Origin of the sequence: Klebsiella sp. HMSC25G12 (assembly GCF_001807705.1) — a bacterium.
Taxonomy (GTDB): Bacteria; Pseudomonadota; Gammaproteobacteria; order Enterobacterales; family Enterobacteriaceae; genus Klebsiella; species Klebsiella variicola.
Window position 1 is genome coordinate 19,178 of the sequence record NZ_KV789920.1, and the last position, 15,748, is coordinate 34,925.

Genomic DNA, 15,748 nt, shown 5'->3' on the forward strand with positions numbered 1-15,748 from the left:
ACTGGACACTTATGGTACCGTCAACATTTCTTCGTTCTAAGCCCGCGCGCTGTCTGCCCGTATTGCTGGCGACGCTTCTTTTTGCTGGCTGCGGCACCCACACGCAGGATCAAAGCACGGCGTTTATGCAGGGTACATCGCAGGCCAACTCCAGTTTCTACCTACAGCAGATGCAGCAAAGCACGAATGATAGCAAGACCAACTGGCAATTACTCGCCATTCGTGCACTGCTGCAGGAAGGGAAGAAGCAGCAGGCCATCGACCTGTACAACCAGCTGCCGTCGAACCTGAACAGCACCCAGGCCCGTGAACAGTCGCTGCTGGCGGTGGAAGTGAAGCTGGCGCAAAACGACTATCAGGGCGCTCGTACTCTGCTGGCAAAGCTCGACCCGACAAGCCTGGATCAACCCCAGCAGGCGCGCTACTGGCAGGCGCAAATCGATGCCAGCCAGGGCAAACCATCGCTGACCCTGCTGCGCGCCTTAATCGCCCAGCAGCCGCTGCTGAGTGACGCGAAACAGCGTCAGAAAAATATTGATGCGACGTGGCAAGCGCTCACCTCGATGCCCCAGGACCAGGCCAATGCGCTGGTGATCAACGCTGATGAAAATACCCTCCAGGGCTGGCTGGATCTGCAGCGGATGTGGTTTGACAACCGCAACGATCCGACGCTGCTGAAAGCAGGCGTTAAAGACTGGCAGACGCGCTATCCGCAAAATCCGGGCGCCAAAATGCTGCCGACGGCGCTGGTGAACATGCAAAACTATAAGCCCGCGTCCACCAACAAGATTGCGCTTTTTCTGCCGCTGAACGGTCAGGCGTCGATCTTCGGCCGCACTATCCAGCAGGGCTTTGAAGCCGCCAAAAATGGTGCGCCGTCGGTGACGGGTAGCGCCGTTCCCGCGCAGGTTGCCCAGGCGGCGAATGTCTCCGGTAATGATGATGTAGTGAGTCCGTCGCAGGCAGAAGTCAGCGATCTAACCGCCACCGGAAGCCGCGCTGAACCGGTGCAAGCCCCGGCACAAGACCAGGCGGCGCCTGCCGCGGAACCTACAGCCCAGGCGCCGGCAGCGTCCGCCACGCCGCAGACCACCGCTTCCCCGGTCACTCAGCCGGTCACCGCCCCGACCGCACAGCCTCAGCCCGCAGTCGCCAGCGCCGCCAACCCCTCTGCGGAACTGAAAATTTACGACACCACCAGCCAGCCCATCAGTCAGTTGCTTGCCCAGGCTCAGCAGGATGGCGCCACTTTAGTCGTCGGGCCGCTGCTGAAAGAGAACGTAGATGATGTGATTAAGAGCAACACGCCGCTCAATGTACTGGCCCTCAACCAGCCGGAGAAAGTCGAAAGCCGCGCTAACCTCTGCTATTTCGCGCTTTCCCCGGAAGACGAAGCGCGTGACGCGGCCCGACATATCCACCAACAGGGCAAGCAGACGCCACTGCTGTTGGTTCCGCGCGGTGCGCTGGGCGATCGCGTGGTTAGCGCGTTTGCCGACGAATGGCTGAAGCTGGGCGGCGCCAGCGTCCTGCAGCAGCGTTTTGGATCCACGGCCGAGCTGCGCGCCGGCGTCAACGGCGGAGGGGGCATTGCGCTGACCGGCACCCCGGTCTCCACCCTGCCTTCGGCCCAGAACAGTTCCCTCGGCAGTGCGGATGAGATGCCGGTGAGCAGCGGCGGCAGCGTGGACGCCGCCTATATCCTCGCCACCCCGGAACAGATTGCCTATATCAAACCCATGATCGCCATGCGCAACGGCAGTCAAAACAATGTCACCCTGTACGCCAGCTCGCGCAGCGCCCAGGGCACCGCAGGGCCGGATTTCCGTCTGGAGATGGAAGGGCTGCAGTATAGTGAGATCCCGATGCTGGCCGGCAGCAACCCGGCGCTGATGCAGCAGGCGCTGTCCGCTGTACGTAATGACTACTCGCTGGCGCGCCTGTATGCCATGGGAGCTGACGCCTGGTCACTGGCGAACCACTTCACGCAAATGCGCCAAACGCCGGGCTTCGAGCTGAACGGCAATACCGGCGATCTGACGGCCACCCAGGACTGCGTGATTAACAGGAAACTGTCATGGCTCAAGTACCAGCAGGGAAAAATCGTTCCGGCCAGCTAAGCAAACAGACTGGCGATGCCTGGGAAAACCAGGCTCGCCGCTGGCTGGAAGGCCAGGGCCTGCGTTTTATCGCCGCTAATGCCCGCGAGCGTGGCGGCGAAATTGATCTCATCATGCGCGACGGCGCCGTCACCGTTTTTGTCGAGGTGCGCTACCGCCGTAGCGCCCGGTACGGTGACGCGGCGGCCAGCGTCACCCCGCAAAAACAACAACGACTGCTTAAAGCCGCCCGTTTGTGGCTCTGCCGACAGAATGGGAGCTTTGAGACTGTGGATTGCCGTTTCGATGTGGTAGCCTTCACCGGAAACGACATCCAATGGCTAAAAAACGCCTTTGGCGAATAGCGTAATACCAGAAGTAAGGGATCCCGTGCTCGACAGAATCAAAGCCTGCTTTACCGAAAGCATTCAAACCCAAATTGCCGCAGCGGAAGCACTCCCGGACGCCATCTCCCGGGCGGCGATGACGCTCGTGCAGTCCCTGCTCAACGGCAACAAAATCCTCTGTTGTGGTAATGGCACCTCCGCCGCCAACGCACAGCATTTTGCTGCCAGCATGATTAATCGTTTTGAAACGGAACGCCCTGGTTTACCCGCCATTGCACTTAATACCGATAATGTGGTCTTAACCGCCATCGCCAACGATCGCCTGCATGACGAGATCTACGCCAAGCAGGTGCGCGCTCTGGGACACGCCGGCGATGTGCTGCTGGCGATCTCTACGCGCGGTAACAGCCGGGATATCGTCAAAGCGGTGGAAGCCGCCGTGACTCGCGACATGACTATCGTCGCGTTAACCGGCTATGACGGCGGTGAGCTGGCTGGCCTCTTAGGTCAGCAGGATGTCGAAATCCGCATCCCCTCGCATCGCAGCGCGCGTATTCAGGAGATGCATATGCTAACCGTCAACTGTCTGTGCGATTTGATAGATAACACCCTTTTTCCACACCAGGACGATTAAGGAGAACACATGAAGGCTCTCTCGCCCCTCGCCATCCTACTTTCTGCACTATTGCTGCAGGGCTGCGTTGCCGCCGCGGTAGTCGGAACGGCAGCTGTCGGCACTAAAGCCGCAACGGACCCGCGTACGGTGGGAACCCAGGTCGATGACAGCACCCTGGAACTGCGCGTCAATAGCGCCTTGTCGAAAGATGAACAGATTAAGAAACAGGCCCGCATCAACGTCACGGCTTATCAGGGCAAAGTCCTGCTGACCGGCCAGTCGCCGACGCCGGACCTCTCCGCCCGCGCCAAGCAAATCGCCATGGGCGTGGAAGGGACCACGGAAGTGTTTAATGAAGTGCGCCAGGGCCAGCCGATTGGTTTAGGGACCGCCTCGTCTGATACCTGGATTACCACCAAGGTGCGTTCGCAGCTGCTGAGCACCGATCAGGTCAAATCCTCGAACGTGAAGGTGACCACGGAAAACAGCGAAGTCTTCCTGATGGGGCTGGTGACCGAGCGCGAAGGCCGGGCTGCCGCGGATATTGCCAGCCGGGTGAGCGGCGTGTCCCGGGTGACTACCGCCTTTACCTACATCAAATAAACCTGCAGTCTCCCGGCTGGCGCTGCGCTTAGCCGGGCTACCGTCCCCTGTCCGTTGTGTGCCGGGTAAGGCGTAGCCGCCGCCCGGCAGCCAATCCGGCTATCCATACGTTTACGGCAAACTACACCAGCGCCAGCGCACCGACAATCGCCCCGCACAGCGCCACCAGTCCGCCCGTCAGCCACAGCGCTTTGGCCGGGAAGGCTTTGCGCAGCATAATCAGCGACGGCACGCTCACCGCCGGCAGAGTGATGAGCAGCGCCAGCGCGGGCGCTGTCCCCATGCCAGCCAGCATCATCGTCTGCACAATCGGAATTTCCGCCGCGGTAGGGATCACAAACAGGCAGCCGGCGATCGCCATCGCGATGACCCAGAACAACGTGTTATCCACCGCGCCATCGGCGTGCGGGAACAGCCAGACCCGCGCCGCTCCCAGCACCAGTACCGCGAGGATATAAACCGGGATCGTGTTCCAGAACAGGGTCCACAGCGCCCGCAGCCAGCGGCTAAAGAAGCTGTCTCTGGCCGCTTCAGACGGTGCAGCAGGCACCGCTACCGGCTGCGTCGCCGCCTCTTTCACCCATTTCTGCACCAGGGTCGCAACAATCAGCACCGTCGCCAGGCCAGCGACCAGGCGAACCAGCGCAAACTGCCAGCCCAGGACAAAGCCCATAAACACCAGTGTCGCCGGGTTGAGCAGCGGGTTACCCATCCAGAACGCCAGCGCCCCGCCCATCGACACCTGTTGTTTACGCATGCCGGCCGCGACCGGCGCGGCGCAGCAGGTGCACATCATGCCAGGCAGTGAAAAAATCGCCCCCAGCAGCGTGCCCTGAAAACGCGATTGTCCCAGGGTGCGCAGCAGCCAATCGCGCGGGATGAGCACCTGAATCAGCGACCCGAGCAGCACGCCGAGCACTGCCGCTTTCCAGACGGCGAGGAAGTAAACCATCGCATAGTCCCACGCGGCTTTCAGCGGATTGGCGTCGGCCTGGGCGAGAATGGATTTACCGATACTGTGGGTTTCCGCGGCGGTGAAGGCTTTCCCGTAATAGGGCTGCCATTTGACGAACCACAGGCCGACAATCACGACGAGAAAGAAAAGCGCGGGTTTCCACCATTGAAACGGTGACGCCGCCTGAGATGAAGACTGACCAGTCATAGCATTCCCCAGCAAGAAATGTGGATATGAATTGAAGCCGTGAATAGTACGCCGGATATTTGCGTTTGCAAAACGCTATTCAGCCTGCTGCGCGGCGCGCTCCCGCAGCTGGGATGACGTCAGAATTTGCACGCCTTCCTGGGAGGGCGACAGCGCCTCCGCCAGCAGGGCAATCGCCACGTCACGGGCCGGAATCGCTTTCCAGTTTCCTGGCAGCAGCCGGAACAGCGGTTCGAGGAAAGTCTCATTGGCCCGTTTTTTTTCCCGCTCGCCTGACAGCATCGACGGCCGGGCGATGGTCAGCCGCGGCCAGGCCTGTTCAATCAACGCCGCCTCCATTTCCCCCTTCACCCGATTGTAGAAAAACGGCGAGTGGGCATTGGCGCCCATCGCGCTAACCACCAGCATATGTTGCGCACCAAGTCGTTTGCCGGTCAGCGCGGTATCAACCACCAGCGTGTAGTCAGCATGGACAAAGGCCTCTTTGCTTCCCGCTTCCCGACGCGTCGTCCCCAGGCAACAGAAGACGATATCGACCGGGTCGACTACCTGCGCCAGGGCATCGGTCAGCTGGGGATCGTGGGGATTAAAGACACCTTCCGCCGGCGCCAGAGGGCGACGCGTCGGCGCGGCGATGGTGCTGATGCTCGGCTCATTCTGCAGCAGCCGGAGTAAGTGACCGCCAACTAACCCGGTCGCACCGGTTAATAATACCTGACTCATTGATTCTCCTTTACAGAATTCTCCGCCTTGCACTTTCGGGCTCATGTTCCAGGCTTAATACCTTACAAGGTAAGTATCCACCATCATCATGGAATTACCTCATTGACCATCCAGATAGCGGAGGAAGCATGAGTAAAAAGATAGCCGTGCTCATTACCGACGACTTTGAAGATTCTGAATTTACCTCTCCCGCCGACGCGTTCAAGCTCGCCGGGCATCAGGTCGTCACGATCGAAAAGCAGGCTGGCAAGACGGTGAAGGGTAAACAGGGAGAAGCGGAGGTCGCCATCGACAGAGCCATTGATGACGTCACACCGGGCGAATTTGATGCCTTGCTGCTGCCCGGGGGCTATTCCCCTGATCAGCTGCGCGGGGATGAACGCTTCGTCACCTTTACCCGCGATTTCGTCAATGGCGGGAAGCCGGTGTTTGCCATCTGCCACGGCCCACAGCTGCTGATCAGCGCCGATGTGATCCGCGGGCGTAAGCTCACGGCGGTGAAGCCTATCGTGGTGGATGTGAAAAACGCCGGGGGCGAGTTTTACGACCAGGAGGTGGTGGTCGATAACGAACAGCTGGTCACCAGCAGAACGCCGGACGATCTGCCGGCCTTCAATCGCGAAGCGCTACGCCTGCTCGGCGCCGGCATCACGCCGCCAGTGTAACTTTTTCCCGAAGCCCAGCGTGTTATCGGTAAACTTGATTTCGTCCGGACGAATCTCCCATACCGGCGCCGACAGCATGCGGGCCACCGGAAAGCGCTTAACGTAGCGCTGGCGCATCCGCGCCTCTTCGTCACCGCTCAGACGACGGATCTCGCCTTTGAACTGCACGCCGCGGATCAGGGCCACGGTTTTTGGCTGGCCATTAACCGTACCGGCCACTTTCGCCCGTTCGCCGGTCATCTGACCGTGGCGGGTGTGCTCATCGCTGAGCAGATAAAAGGCCACGGTATCCGGGTCATAGACGTAAAAGGCATTCGCACACCACAGTTCGTCGTCGCGGGAGACGCACCAGGTGACGACGTGCTGCTTACTCAGCCAGCGACCAATGGCAGCAAGGGTTTCCATCTTTCTTCTCCATTATGCTATGGTGCACACACCTTACCATAGTGACTTTGTGACCGTGTGCTGGTTTCTGTATCTCATTCGAACCGCGGATAATCGCCTTTATACCGGCATCACCACCGATGTGCCGCGCCGCTTTCGCCAGCATCAGGCGGGAAAAGGCGCGAAGGCGTTGCGCGGTAAAGGCGACCTGCTGCTGGCCTTTAGCCACGAGGTTGGTGAACACTCACTTGCGTTGCGACTGGAATATCGCGTTAAGCAGCTAACGAAGCGCGAAAAAGAGCGCCTCGTTGCCGGAGAGGATGCCTTCGATACCCTGCTGGCGAGGCTCAAAGATGATTAAAATGGTCGCTGTATTCTACCTGGCCGTGGACGCCTTCGAGAGCGTCATCCGCCAGACGGTGAACCTGGAACGCCTCCGCGCTGTCCGGCCAGCGGCAGCGGAGATCGAAGCGCGCGGCCGGCTCAAAGCCGAAGCGACGGTATAAATCCGGGTCGCCCAGCGTCACCACCGCGGCATAGCCGAACTCATTCAGCGAATCCAGCCCTTCATAGACCAGTTGCCGGCCAATGCCCTGTCCACGATAGTGTTCATCCACCGCCAACGGCGCCAGACCGACCCACTGCAGCTCTTCACCTTCCACTGCAACCGGGCTGAAGGCAACGTAACCGATCACCTGGCCTTCATCATCCGTTGCCACCACCCCCAGCGTGATCAGTCCATCTTCACGCAGATCGTGCACCAGCTGCGCTTCGGCATCGCGGCCGAAGGTACGACGCAGCAGCGCGTCGATTCCCGGTGCATCAATCCCAATCTCCACTCGAATCAGCATGCCTCACCTACCGATGTCTGTTCAGGTTTCTGCGGGCTCTTCAGTCCAGCTTCGACAAAATCCGCCAGTTGCAGCAACATCACGCGCAGCGCTTTTGGCATCTGCTCGAGCTCAATGGCGTCCATCAAATTTTTTACGTACAGCCCCAGCTCCGTATCGCCTTCAATCACCAGACGACGCTGGAAGAATAGCGTATCCGGATCCTGCTTGCGCGCGGCAATCATTAACAGATCGCTGGCGTCGGCGCTGAAGCTGACGTCGGCGTCGGCCTGCTGGCTGACCACCAGGCGACCATCGACTACCGAGGTATACCACAGCAGACCGATGTCACGCACATGAATACTTAACCAGCGCCCCTCGAGAAACTCCAGTTCTCCCTCTGCCAGCGCCTGACGGAACTGCCAGCTTAGCACCTGCTCCAGCACCTGGCGCTTGAGGGCAAAAGGCGCCAGCTTAACCGGCACGCTCAGTAAAGACGGGCCAAAGTGGACCAGCCGGGAACGCAGTTTATCCAACACAAGCTTTACTCCATGAATGCAATTGTTCCGCTATTGTGCCATATCACATAAACAACATAGCGGCGTAAATCAACAAAAACGCGATGACGGCCGCCAGTTATTGGCGCCACCAATACACTTTTAACTGCCTCAAATCAAAAATTGTCACCAGAAGGTTAACTAAAATCCCTGCTCGTTAACCATTCAGCGTCCCTGACGGGCCGCATTTTTCAGGAAAAATTATGGAGCTGCTCTGCCCAGCCGGTAACCTTCCGGCGCTTAAGGCGGCCATCGAAAACGGCGCCGATGCCGTCTATATCGGGCTGAAAGATGACACCAACGCCCGCCACTTTGCCGGCCTTAATTTCACCGAAAAGAAACTGCAGGAAGCCGTCAGCTTTGTGCATCAGCACCGTCGTAAGCTACATATTGCGATCAACACCTTCGCCCATCCCGACGGCTACGCCCGCTGGCAGCGCGCGGTGGACATGGCCGCCCAGCTGGGCGCCGATGCGCTGATCCTGGCCGATATCGCCATGCTGGAGTATGCCGCGGAGCGTTATCCACACATTGAGCGTCACGTTTCGGTGCAGGCTTCCGCCACCAATGAAGAGGCCATTCGCTTCTATCATCGCAACTTTGACGTGGCACGCGTCGTACTACCACGAGTGTTATCTATTCACCAGGTGAAGCAGTTGGCCCGTGCCACGCCGGTGCCGCTGGAAGTCTTCGCCTTCGGTAGCCTGTGCATCATGGCGGAAGGCCGCTGCTATCTCTCTTCCTACCTGACCGGCGAATCGCCGAATACCGTCGGCGCCTGTTCACCTGCCCGCTTCGTGCGTTGGCAGCAAACGCCGCAGGGGCTGGAATCTCGCCTTAATGAGGTGCTGATCGACCGCTATCAGGATGGCGAAAACGCCGGCTATCCGACGCTGTGCAAAGGCCGCTATCTGGTCGATGGCGAGCGCTATCACGCACTGGAAGAACCCACCAGCCTAAACACCCTGGAGCTGTTGCCGGAGCTGATGGCCGCCAATATCGCCTCGGTGAAAATCGAAGGCCGTCAGCGCAGCCCGGCGTACGTCACCCAGGTGGCGAAAGTCTGGCGCCAGGCGATCGACCGCTGCAAAGCCGATCCGCAGAATTTTGTGCCGCAATCCGCCTGGATGGAAACCCTTGGTTCGATGTCCGAAGGGACGCAAACCACCCTTGGCGCCTATCACCGTAAATGGCAGTGAGAAACATGAAATATTCATTAGGGCCGGTGCTGTACTACTGGCCAAAAGAGACGCTGGAAGATTTTTACCAGCAGGCGGCAAACAGCAGCGCCGACACCATTTATCTCGGCGAAGCCGTGTGCAGCAAACGCCGCGCCACCAAAGTTGGCGACTGGATCGAGATGGCAAAAGCGCTGGCCGGTAGCGGCAAACAGGTGGTGCTGTCTACCCTCGCGCTGGTGCAGGCCTCTTCCGAACTGGGCGAACTGAAGCGCTATGTCGCTAACGGCGAGTTCCTGATTGAGGCCAGCGACCTTGGCGTGGTGAACCTCTGCGCCGAACGCAAGCTGCCGTTCGTTGCCGGGCATGCGCTGAACTGCTATAACGCCGTCACTCTGCGCCTGCTGCTGAAACAAGGCATGATGCGTTGGTGCATGCCGGTAGAGCTTTCCCGCGACTGGCTGGCAAATTTACTGACCCAGTGCGAAGAGCTGGGTATTCGCAACCAGTTTGAAGTGGAAGTGCTGAGCTACGGCCATCTGCCGCTGGCCTATTCCGCGCGCTGCTTTACCGCCCGCTCGGAAGACCGGCCAAAGGACGAATGCGAAACCTGCTGCATCAAGTACCCGACCGGACGCAGCATGCTGTCGCAGGAGAACCAGCAGGTGTTCGTGCTCAACGGTATCCAGACGATGAGCGGCTACGTCTATAACCTTGGCAACGAGTTAACCTTGATGCACGGCCTGGTGGATATGGTGCGCCTGTCGCCGATGGGCAACGAAACCTTCGCTATGCTAGAGGCCTTCCGCGCCAACGAAAACGGTGCTGCGCCACTGGATCTTACCAGCAATAGTGATTGCAACGGCTACTGGAAACGGCTGCCCGGTCTGGTGCTGCAAGCCTGATAAACCGCTCACTTTGTTAACAACAGTGCTCAGATTTTAATGCATTATTAAAGATGCAGCTTTTCTGGCTGGCGCGTCCAGGATGCGCCAGGCTGGAAGAAGACCTTCAATCTGATGACGATGCTGTAGCAAAGTGAGCCTTTATGACTGACAAATCTGTTCCGTTCTCGGTGCTCGACCTGGCGCCGATCCCGCAAGGATCTTCTGCCAAAGAAGCCTTTACCCACTCTCTGGGTCTCGCCAGGCTGGCCGAATCGCGCGGCTATCACCGCTACTGGCTGGCGGAGCACCATAATATGGTCGGCATTGCCAGCGCGGCGACCTCAGTGCTGATAGGCTATCTCGCCGCCAATACCACCACTCTGCATCTCGGTTCCGGCGGGGTGATGCTGCCCAACCACTCACCGCTGGTGATCGCCGAGCAGTTCGGCACCCTGAATACCCTTTATCCCGGGCGTATCGATCTCGGCCTTGGCCGCGCGCCAGGCAGCGATCAGCCGACCATGCGCGCCCTGCGCCGCCATATGAGCGGCGATGTCGATAACTTCCCGCGCGACGTGGCGGAACTGGTGGACTGGTTTGACGCCCGCGATCCGAACCCGCACGTGCGTCCGGTTCCCGGCTATGGCGAACGAATTCCGGTGTGGCTGCTGGGCTCAAGCCTGTACAGCGCCCAGCTGGCGGCGCAGCTCGGCCTGCCGTTTGCTTTCGCCTCGCATTTCGCGCCGGATATGCTGTTCCAGGCGCTGCATCTGTATCGCAGCAATTTCAAACCTTCGGCGCGGCTGGAAAAACCGTACGCGATGGTGTGTATCAATATTATCGCCGCCGACAGCAACCGCGATGCGGAGTTCCTCTTTACCTCTATGCAGCAGGCGTTCGTTAAGCTGCGGCGCGGCGAAACCGGACAGCTGCCGCCGCCGGTGGAAAATATGCATCAGCTGTGGTCAGCGTCCGAGCAGTATGGCGTGCAGCAGGCGTTAAGCATGTCGCTGGTCGGCGATAAAACGAAAGTCCGCCACGGCTTAGAGTCCATTCTGCGCGAAACCGAGGCGGATGAAATCATGGTCAACGGCCAGATCTTCGACCATCAGGCTCGCCTGCATTCGTTTGATTTGGCGATGCAGGTGAAAGAGGAGCTGTTGGGGTAACACAAACGTCAGCCCGGTGGATGTTATGCCACCGGGCATTAACCTTACTGATAAACCGGCAGCAGATTAAAGCTCGACAGGAAGTGCACCACCGCGTTGCCGAGACCAAAGAGCAGGATCAGCACAATCATCGCTTTTCCGCCCCACACGCGGAACTGTGGGCTGCCGAAGCGTTTACGCGAAGCGCGGGCCAGCAGCGCCGGCACAATGGCCGCCCATACCGTCGCCGCCAGGCCGGCATAGCCGATGGCGTAAAGGAAACCATCTGGTTTCACCAGCCCACCGAGCATCGGCGGGATAAAGGTCAACAGCGCGGTTTTAAAGCGCCCCATCGCGCTATCGTCAAAGCCAAACAGATCCGCCAGATAGTCGAACAGACCCAGCGTCACGCCGAGGAACGAACTCGCGACAGCAAAGTTGGAGAACACTACCAGCAGCAGATCCAGGCCGCGGTTATTCAGTACGCCGCTCAGGGCCTGTACCAGTACATCAATGTTACCGCCCTTCTGCGCAATATCGATAAACTGCGGACGCGGGATATTGCCCATCGTCACCAGCAGCCAGACCACGTACAGACCCAGCGCCAGCAGCGTACCGTAAATCAGACAGCGGGTAATGGTGCGCGGATCCTTACCATAATATTTCATCAGGCTCGGCACGTTACCGTGATAGCCAAACGAGGCCAGGCAGAACGGCAGCGTCATCAGCAGGTAGGGCGCATAGGAGGCATTCTTCTCCGCGACGTTAAACAGCGTCGTCGGTTCGACGTGTCCCAGCAGGCTGCCGAAGGTCAGGAAGAAGGTGATGACCTTGGCGCCGAGCACGATAGCCGTCATGCGGCTCACCGCTTTGGTGCTCATCCAGACAATAAATGCCACCAGAAGCGCAAAGCCGAAGCCCGCCGCGCGCGCCGGTACGTTCAGCGACATTTCACTGAAGGTGTGGTGCAGGATCGAACCGCTCGCCGAAATATAGGCGTAGGTCAGGATATACAGCACAAAGGCGATCGACACGCCGTTCACCAGGTTCCAGCCCTTGCCGAGCAGGTCTTTGGTGATGGTGTCGAAACTGGAGCCAATCCGGTAGTTGAGGTTGGCTTCCAGGATCATCAGTCCGGAGTGCAGCATGCAGAACCAGGTAAAAACCAGCGCCGCCAGCGACCAGAAGAACCACGCGCCGGACATCACCACCGGCAGCGAGAACATGCCCGCGCCAATAATCGTGCCGCCGATAATCACCACGCCGCCAAACAGGGACGGTCGGGTGGTCGTAGTGGTTAGTGTCGCCATTTACCGAAATCTCCAGTCAAAAAAACTTTCCCACAATGGGTGCGACGCACTGTACCAGTACACGAGTACAAAAGAAATAAAAAAAGCCCCAATCATGACGATCGGGGCTGTATTATTTACTTTACGCTAGCGTGTTGCGCTAATTACGCATCGCCACCGAAACGACGACGACCAGCGGAGTCATCACGGCGCGGCGCAGCTGCATCGTCACGACGCGGCGCACGGCCTTCACGACGTTCGCCGCTGAAACGACGACCATCACCACGACCGCCTTCACGACGTTCGCCACCGAAGCTACGGCCGCCTTCACGACGCTCACCGCCGAAACCACGGCCGCCTTCACGACGTTCACCGCCGCCACGACGTTCAGTGCGCGGCTGCGCATCGCCCATCAGCTGCATGTTCATCGGTTTGTTCAGGATGCGGGTGCGAGTAAAGTGCTGCAGTACTTCGCCCGGCATACCTTTCGGCAGTTCGATGGTGGAGTGAGAACCGAACAGCTTGATGTTACCGATGTAACGGCTGCTGATATCGCCTTCGTTAGCGATCGCGCCAACGATATGACGAACTTCAACGCCGTCATCACGGCCTACTTCAATGCGGTACAGTTCCATCTCGCCAACATCACGACGCTCACGCTTCGGACGATCTTCACGATCGCCACGCGGGCCGCGGTCATTACGGTCGCCACGACGCTCGAAACGGTCATCACGATCGCGGAACTCACGCTTAGGACGCATCGGCGCATCCGGCGGGACGATCAGAGAACGTTCGCCCTGGGCCATTTTCAGCAGCGCGGCGGCCAGCGTATCCACGTCCAGCTCTTCGCCTTCCGCCGTCGGCTGGATTTTCGCCAGCAGCGCACGGTACTGGTCCAGATCGCTGCTTTCCAGCTGCTGCTGAACTTTAGCCGCGAATTTTTCCAGGCGACGTTTGCCCAGCAGTTCTGCGTTTGGCAGTTCTACTTCAGGGATCGTCAGTTTCATCGTACGTTCGATGTTACGCAGCAGGCGACGCTCGCGGTTCTCAACGAACAGCAGGGCGCGGCCAGCACGACCCGCACGACCGGTACGGCCGATACGGTGAACGTAAGACTCGGAATCCATCGGGATGTCATAGTTAACAACCAGGCTGATACGCTCAACGTCCAGACCACGGGCCGCAACGTCGGTAGCGATCAGAATGTCCAGACGACCGTCTTTCAGACGCTCCAGCGTCTGCTCACGCAGCGCCTGGTTCATATCGCCGTTCAGCGCGGCGCTGTTATAGCCGCTACGCTCCAGCGCTTCAGCCACTTCCAGGGTCGCGTTTTTGGTACGCACAAAGATAATCGCCGCATCAAAGTCTTCCGCTTCCAGGAAGCGCACCAGCGCTTCGTTTTTACGCATGCCGTAGGCCGTCCAGTAGCTCTGGCTGATGTCCGGGCGCGTGGTGACGCTGGACTGAATGCGCACTTCCTGCGGCTCTTTCATAAAGCGGCGGGTAATGCGACGAATCGCTTCCGGCATGGTGGCAGAGAACAGCGCGGTCTGATGACCTTCCGGGATCTGCGCCATAATGGTTTCTACGTCTTCGATAAAGCCCATGCGCAGCATTTCATCGGCTTCGTCCAGTACCAGACCGCTCAGTTTAGAGAGATCCAGCGTGCCGCGCTTCAGGTGGTCCAGCAGACGACCCGGGGTACCGACAACGATCTGCGGACCCTGACGCAGAGCGCGCAGCTGCACGTCATAACGCTGGCCGCCGTACAGGGCAACCACGTTTACGCCGCGCATATGTTTAGAGAATTCCGTCATTGCTTCAGCAACCTGTACCGCCAGTTCGCGGGTCGGCGCCAGCACCAGAATCTGTGGTGCTCTCAGCTCAGGATCAATGTTGTTCAGCAGCGGTAAAGAGAACGCTGCGGTTTTACCGCTACCGGTCTGGGCCATACCCAGAACATCGCGGCCGTCCAGCAGATGCGGAATGCACTCAGCCTGGATCGGAGATGGTTTTTCGTAACCCAGATCGTTAAGCGCTTCAAGGATGGGAGCCTTCAGGCCCAGATCTGCAAAAGTGGTTTCGAATTCAGCCATGTAGTACGTGTGCCTCAAAATTAATGGCGGCCAGTCTACATAACTCATCGTGAAAATTTACGGTAATTTTCATTGAAAAGTGTGAACCGGCTCAAAGTAGGTGTATTAACGAACAACAACGCCCTCACCCGCAAAGGTGATAGCAAGCAAAAAACTATGGGCTGATGTGTTCGTCAGCTATTGCTGGTCCGATTCTGCCAGGTCATCTTGCTCCTGGCCCAAGAGCGATAATTCCAACAATGCGTATCGGTGCTCAACGTAGTTATGTACGTTGTTAGCGACCGCCAGTTTGAACAGTGCCGTAGCGCTGTCCTTGTCCCCCAGACTTAGGTAGTACTTACCTAAATAGAAGTTGGTTTCACTGAGATGCTCAGCGAGCGAGGTGTTATCCGTTGCGTCTGCCTTCAGACGAGTCATCAGCTCTTTTTCGCTAATGTCGCCAAGGTAGAACTCGACAATGTTCCATCCCCATTGCTCTTTGTCCGACTTGTTTAAGCGCTCTCTGAGTGCTTCAAGCGCCCGCTTCTCGTCGAGTTTACGCTCGGCGATATAAAGCCACAGGCTACGGAAAGGATCATTGGGATCGTCTTGATAAAACGCCAGCAGATCATCTTGCGCTAACTTAGCCCGGCCGCCGTAATACAGGGCGATACCGCGGTTCAAGTGCGCGTAGTTGTAAGTTGGATCAAGCTCAAGTACAGAATCAAACGCTTCATAGGCAGCATCAAAATTGCCTGCCTGCGTTAAGTAAATGCCTAAGTAATTGAATACTTCAGGCATATCGGGTCGGATTGCCAGCGCTTGTGAAAAATCATTTCGCGCTAATGCCCTCAGACCGAGACTATCATACAACACTCCGCGCTCATATAAAAGCTGTGCGCGTTCGTCATCGGATAAAGCCCGACTGGCAAGAATTTGTTCCATGCGTGCCAGAATCACTTCTTGCTGTAAAGTCGGTTGCAATGGTACTGCGAGGACGGCGTCCTTACGCCAGGCGGTGCTACTGCATCCTGCCAGCGTGAGAGCTGTCGCCACGAAACACCAGCGCAAAAAAGGCTTCATTTCCCACTCCCGAAGACAACGATTGGATGAACGTCCTGTTCCCCGGCTGCAAACGAGGCGTCCTGCCCGTAAAACGCCCTCCGCAAAAGCGGAGGGCTAACG

18 protein-coding genes are annotated in these 15,748 nt (G+C 58.4%); 9 read left to right on the top strand and 9 right to left on the bottom strand.

From position 1 onward, the window contains the following. Positions 1-11: 11 nt before the first annotated feature. Genes HMPREF3096_RS24170 through dolP form a run of 4 tightly spaced genes read left to right on the top strand, consistent with a single transcriptional unit; the run spans position 12 to position 3,665 of the window. Positions 12-2,120, top strand: a complete 2,109-nt coding sequence (locus HMPREF3096_RS24170; RefSeq protein ID WP_023323315.1) for a penicillin-binding protein activator — start codon at positions 12-14, stop codon at positions 2,118-2,120. After that, the gene (locus HMPREF3096_RS24175; protein ID WP_008806614.1) at positions 2,078-2,464 is read left to right on the top strand and encodes a YraN family protein; all 387 of its coding nucleotides are present in this window, start codon (positions 2,078-2,080) and stop codon (positions 2,462-2,464) included. Before HMPREF3096_RS24170 ends, HMPREF3096_RS24175 begins: the two co-directional genes overlap by 43 nt. A 25-nt stretch (positions 2,465-2,489) precedes the next feature. After that, a complete protein-coding gene (gene diaA, locus HMPREF3096_RS24180) occupies positions 2,490-3,080 on the top strand; it encodes a DnaA initiator-associating protein DiaA (RefSeq protein WP_002918211.1) in 591 nt (196 codons plus the stop codon). A 9-nt stretch (positions 3,081-3,089) separates the two neighbouring features. Then, positions 3,090-3,665 carry a division/outer membrane stress-associated lipid-binding lipoprotein gene (gene dolP, locus HMPREF3096_RS24185; protein ID WP_008806615.1) on the top strand — a complete coding sequence of 192 codons (576 nt, stop codon included), beginning with the start codon at positions 3,090-3,092 and terminating at the stop codon, positions 3,663-3,665. 121 nt (positions 3,666-3,786) lie between these two features. Here the strand turns inward: dolP and HMPREF3096_RS24190 are convergent, their stop codons facing one another. Together HMPREF3096_RS24190 and HMPREF3096_RS24195 are read right to left on the bottom strand one after the other, a co-directional pair. Beyond that, entirely contained in the window at positions 3,787-4,827 is a 1,041-nt protein-coding gene (locus tag HMPREF3096_RS24190) for a permease (protein ID WP_008806616.1), read from the bottom strand. A 75-nt stretch (positions 4,828-4,902) separates the two neighbouring features. Further along, a complete protein-coding gene (locus HMPREF3096_RS24195; protein WP_016161870.1) occupies positions 4,903-5,550 on the bottom strand; it encodes an NAD(P)H-binding protein in 648 nt (215 codons plus the stop codon). Positions 5,551-5,678: 128 nt separating this feature from the next. Between HMPREF3096_RS24195 and HMPREF3096_RS24200 the strand changes: the two genes are divergently transcribed. Beyond that, complete coding sequence (locus tag HMPREF3096_RS24200) at positions 5,679-6,215, top strand: type 1 glutamine amidotransferase domain-containing protein (protein ID WP_008806618.1); 537 nt, start codon at positions 5,679-5,681, stop codon at positions 6,213-6,215. Here HMPREF3096_RS24200 and HMPREF3096_RS24205 read toward each other — a convergent pair. After that, a complete protein-coding gene (locus HMPREF3096_RS24205) occupies positions 6,177-6,620 on the bottom strand; it encodes a YhbP family protein (RefSeq protein WP_008806619.1) in 444 nt (147 codons plus the stop codon). The two genes, HMPREF3096_RS24200 and HMPREF3096_RS24205, sit on opposite strands and share 39 nt — an antisense overlap. Before the next feature lie 49 nt (positions 6,621-6,669). Between HMPREF3096_RS24205 and HMPREF3096_RS24210 the strand changes: the two genes are divergently transcribed. Beyond that, positions 6,670-6,960: a GIY-YIG nuclease family protein gene (locus HMPREF3096_RS24210; RefSeq protein WP_032731566.1), complete on the top strand. Its 291-nt coding sequence runs from the start codon at positions 6,670-6,672 to the stop codon at positions 6,958-6,960. Here HMPREF3096_RS24210 and HMPREF3096_RS24215 read toward each other — a convergent pair. After that, positions 6,947-7,450: a GNAT family N-acetyltransferase gene (locus HMPREF3096_RS24215; RefSeq protein ID WP_023298265.1), complete on the bottom strand. Its 504-nt coding sequence runs from the start codon at positions 7,448-7,450 to the stop codon at positions 6,947-6,949. The genes HMPREF3096_RS24210 and HMPREF3096_RS24215 overlap by 14 nt on opposite strands. Then, positions 7,444-7,968, bottom strand: a complete 525-nt coding sequence (gene ubiT, locus HMPREF3096_RS24220; protein ID WP_008806622.1) for a ubiquinone anaerobic biosynthesis accessory factor UbiT — start codon at positions 7,966-7,968, stop codon at positions 7,444-7,446. Before ubiT ends, HMPREF3096_RS24215 begins: the two co-directional genes overlap by 7 nt. Positions 7,969-8,189: 221 nt before the next feature. On the opposite strand from ubiT, the gene ubiU reads away from it, so the two are divergent. The 3 genes from ubiU to HMPREF3096_RS24235 all read left to right on the top strand — a co-directional run bounded on the left by ubiU (position 8,190) and on the right by HMPREF3096_RS24235 (position 11,220). Continuing rightward, a complete protein-coding gene (gene ubiU / locus HMPREF3096_RS24225; RefSeq protein ID WP_004206164.1) occupies positions 8,190-9,185 on the top strand; it encodes a ubiquinone anaerobic biosynthesis protein UbiU in 996 nt (331 codons plus the stop codon). Between the two features lie 5 nt (positions 9,186-9,190). After that, complete coding sequence (locus HMPREF3096_RS24230) at positions 9,191-10,069, top strand: U32 family peptidase (RefSeq protein WP_032731306.1); 879 nt, start codon at positions 9,191-9,193, stop codon at positions 10,067-10,069. Between the two features lie 143 nt (positions 10,070-10,212). Further along, complete coding sequence (locus tag HMPREF3096_RS24235) at positions 10,213-11,220, top strand: luciferase-like monooxygenase (RefSeq protein ID WP_070544659.1); 1,008 nt, start codon at positions 10,213-10,215, stop codon at positions 11,218-11,220. Between the two features lie 44 nt (positions 11,221-11,264). On the opposite strand, the gene mtr is transcribed toward HMPREF3096_RS24235, so the two are convergent. The 4 genes from mtr to nlpI all read right to left on the bottom strand — a co-directional run bounded on the left by mtr (position 11,265) and on the right by nlpI (position 15,646). Beyond that, positions 11,265-12,509: a tryptophan permease gene (gene mtr, locus HMPREF3096_RS24240; protein WP_012540482.1), complete on the bottom strand. Its 1,245-nt coding sequence runs from the start codon at positions 12,507-12,509 to the stop codon at positions 11,265-11,267. A gap of 143 nt (positions 12,510-12,652) precedes the next feature. Next, positions 12,653-14,584 carry an ATP-dependent RNA helicase DeaD gene (gene deaD / locus HMPREF3096_RS24245; protein ID WP_032731308.1) on the bottom strand — a complete coding sequence of 644 codons (1,932 nt, stop codon included), beginning with the start codon at positions 14,582-14,584 and terminating at the stop codon, positions 12,653-12,655. Continuing rightward, complete coding sequence (gene yrbN / locus HMPREF3096_RS30645) at positions 14,577-14,657, bottom strand: protein YrbN (protein WP_085903200.1); 81 nt, start codon at positions 14,655-14,657, stop codon at positions 14,577-14,579. The genes deaD and yrbN overlap by 8 nt, the downstream gene beginning before the upstream one ends. A gap of 104 nt (positions 14,658-14,761) precedes the next feature. Further along, the gene (gene nlpI / locus HMPREF3096_RS24250) at positions 14,762-15,646 is read right to left on the bottom strand and encodes a lipoprotein NlpI (RefSeq protein ID WP_002918241.1); all 885 of its coding nucleotides are present in this window, start codon (positions 15,644-15,646) and stop codon (positions 14,762-14,764) included. Positions 15,647-15,748 lie beyond the last annotated feature (102 nt).

What these genes read in the sequence shown, in the direction of transcription:
- HMPREF3096_RS24200 (WP_008806618.1), top strand. Translation starts at nt 5,679, where the DNA reads ATGAGTAAAAAGATAGCCGTGCTCATTACCGACGACTTTGAAGATTCT.
- HMPREF3096_RS24235 (WP_070544659.1), top strand. Translation starts at nt 10,213, where the DNA reads ATGACTGACAAATCTGTTCCGTTCTCGGTGCTCGACCTGGCGCCGATC.
- HMPREF3096_RS24205 (WP_008806619.1), bottom strand. Translation starts at nt 6,620, where the DNA reads ATGGAAACCCTTGCTGCCATTGGTCGCTGGCTGAGTAAGCAGCACGTC.
- HMPREF3096_RS24215 (WP_023298265.1), bottom strand. Translation starts at nt 7,450, where the DNA reads ATGCTGATTCGAGTGGAGATTGGGATTGATGCACCGGGAATCGACGCG.
- HMPREF3096_RS24195 (WP_016161870.1), bottom strand. Translation starts at nt 5,550, where the DNA reads ATGAGTCAGGTATTATTAACCGGTGCGACCGGGTTAGTTGGCGGTCAC.
- mtr (WP_012540482.1), bottom strand. Translation starts at nt 12,509, where the DNA reads ATGGCGACACTAACCACTACGACCACCCGACCGTCCCTGTTTGGCGGC.
- dolP (WP_008806615.1), top strand. Translation starts at nt 3,090, where the DNA reads ATGAAGGCTCTCTCGCCCCTCGCCATCCTACTTTCTGCACTATTGCTG.
- HMPREF3096_RS24175 (WP_008806614.1), top strand. Translation starts at nt 2,078, where the DNA reads ATGGCTCAAGTACCAGCAGGGAAAAATCGTTCCGGCCAGCTAAGCAAA.
- HMPREF3096_RS24190 (WP_008806616.1), bottom strand. Translation starts at nt 4,827, where the DNA reads ATGACTGGTCAGTCTTCATCTCAGGCGGCGTCACCGTTTCAATGGTGG.
- nlpI (WP_002918241.1), bottom strand. Translation starts at nt 15,646, where the DNA reads ATGAAGCCTTTTTTGCGCTGGTGTTTCGTGGCGACAGCTCTCACGCTG.
- HMPREF3096_RS24230 (WP_032731306.1), top strand. Translation starts at nt 9,191, where the DNA reads ATGAAATATTCATTAGGGCCGGTGCTGTACTACTGGCCAAAAGAGACG.
- deaD (WP_032731308.1), bottom strand. Translation starts at nt 14,584, where the DNA reads ATGGCTGAATTCGAAACCACTTTTGCAGATCTGGGCCTGAAGGCTCCC.
- HMPREF3096_RS24170 (WP_023323315.1), top strand. Translation starts at nt 12, where the DNA reads ATGGTACCGTCAACATTTCTTCGTTCTAAGCCCGCGCGCTGTCTGCCC.
- ubiU (WP_004206164.1), top strand. Translation starts at nt 8,190, where the DNA reads ATGGAGCTGCTCTGCCCAGCCGGTAACCTTCCGGCGCTTAAGGCGGCC.
- yrbN (WP_085903200.1), bottom strand. Translation starts at nt 14,657, where the DNA reads ATGAAAATTACCGTAAATTTTCACGATGAGTTATGTAGACTGGCCGCC.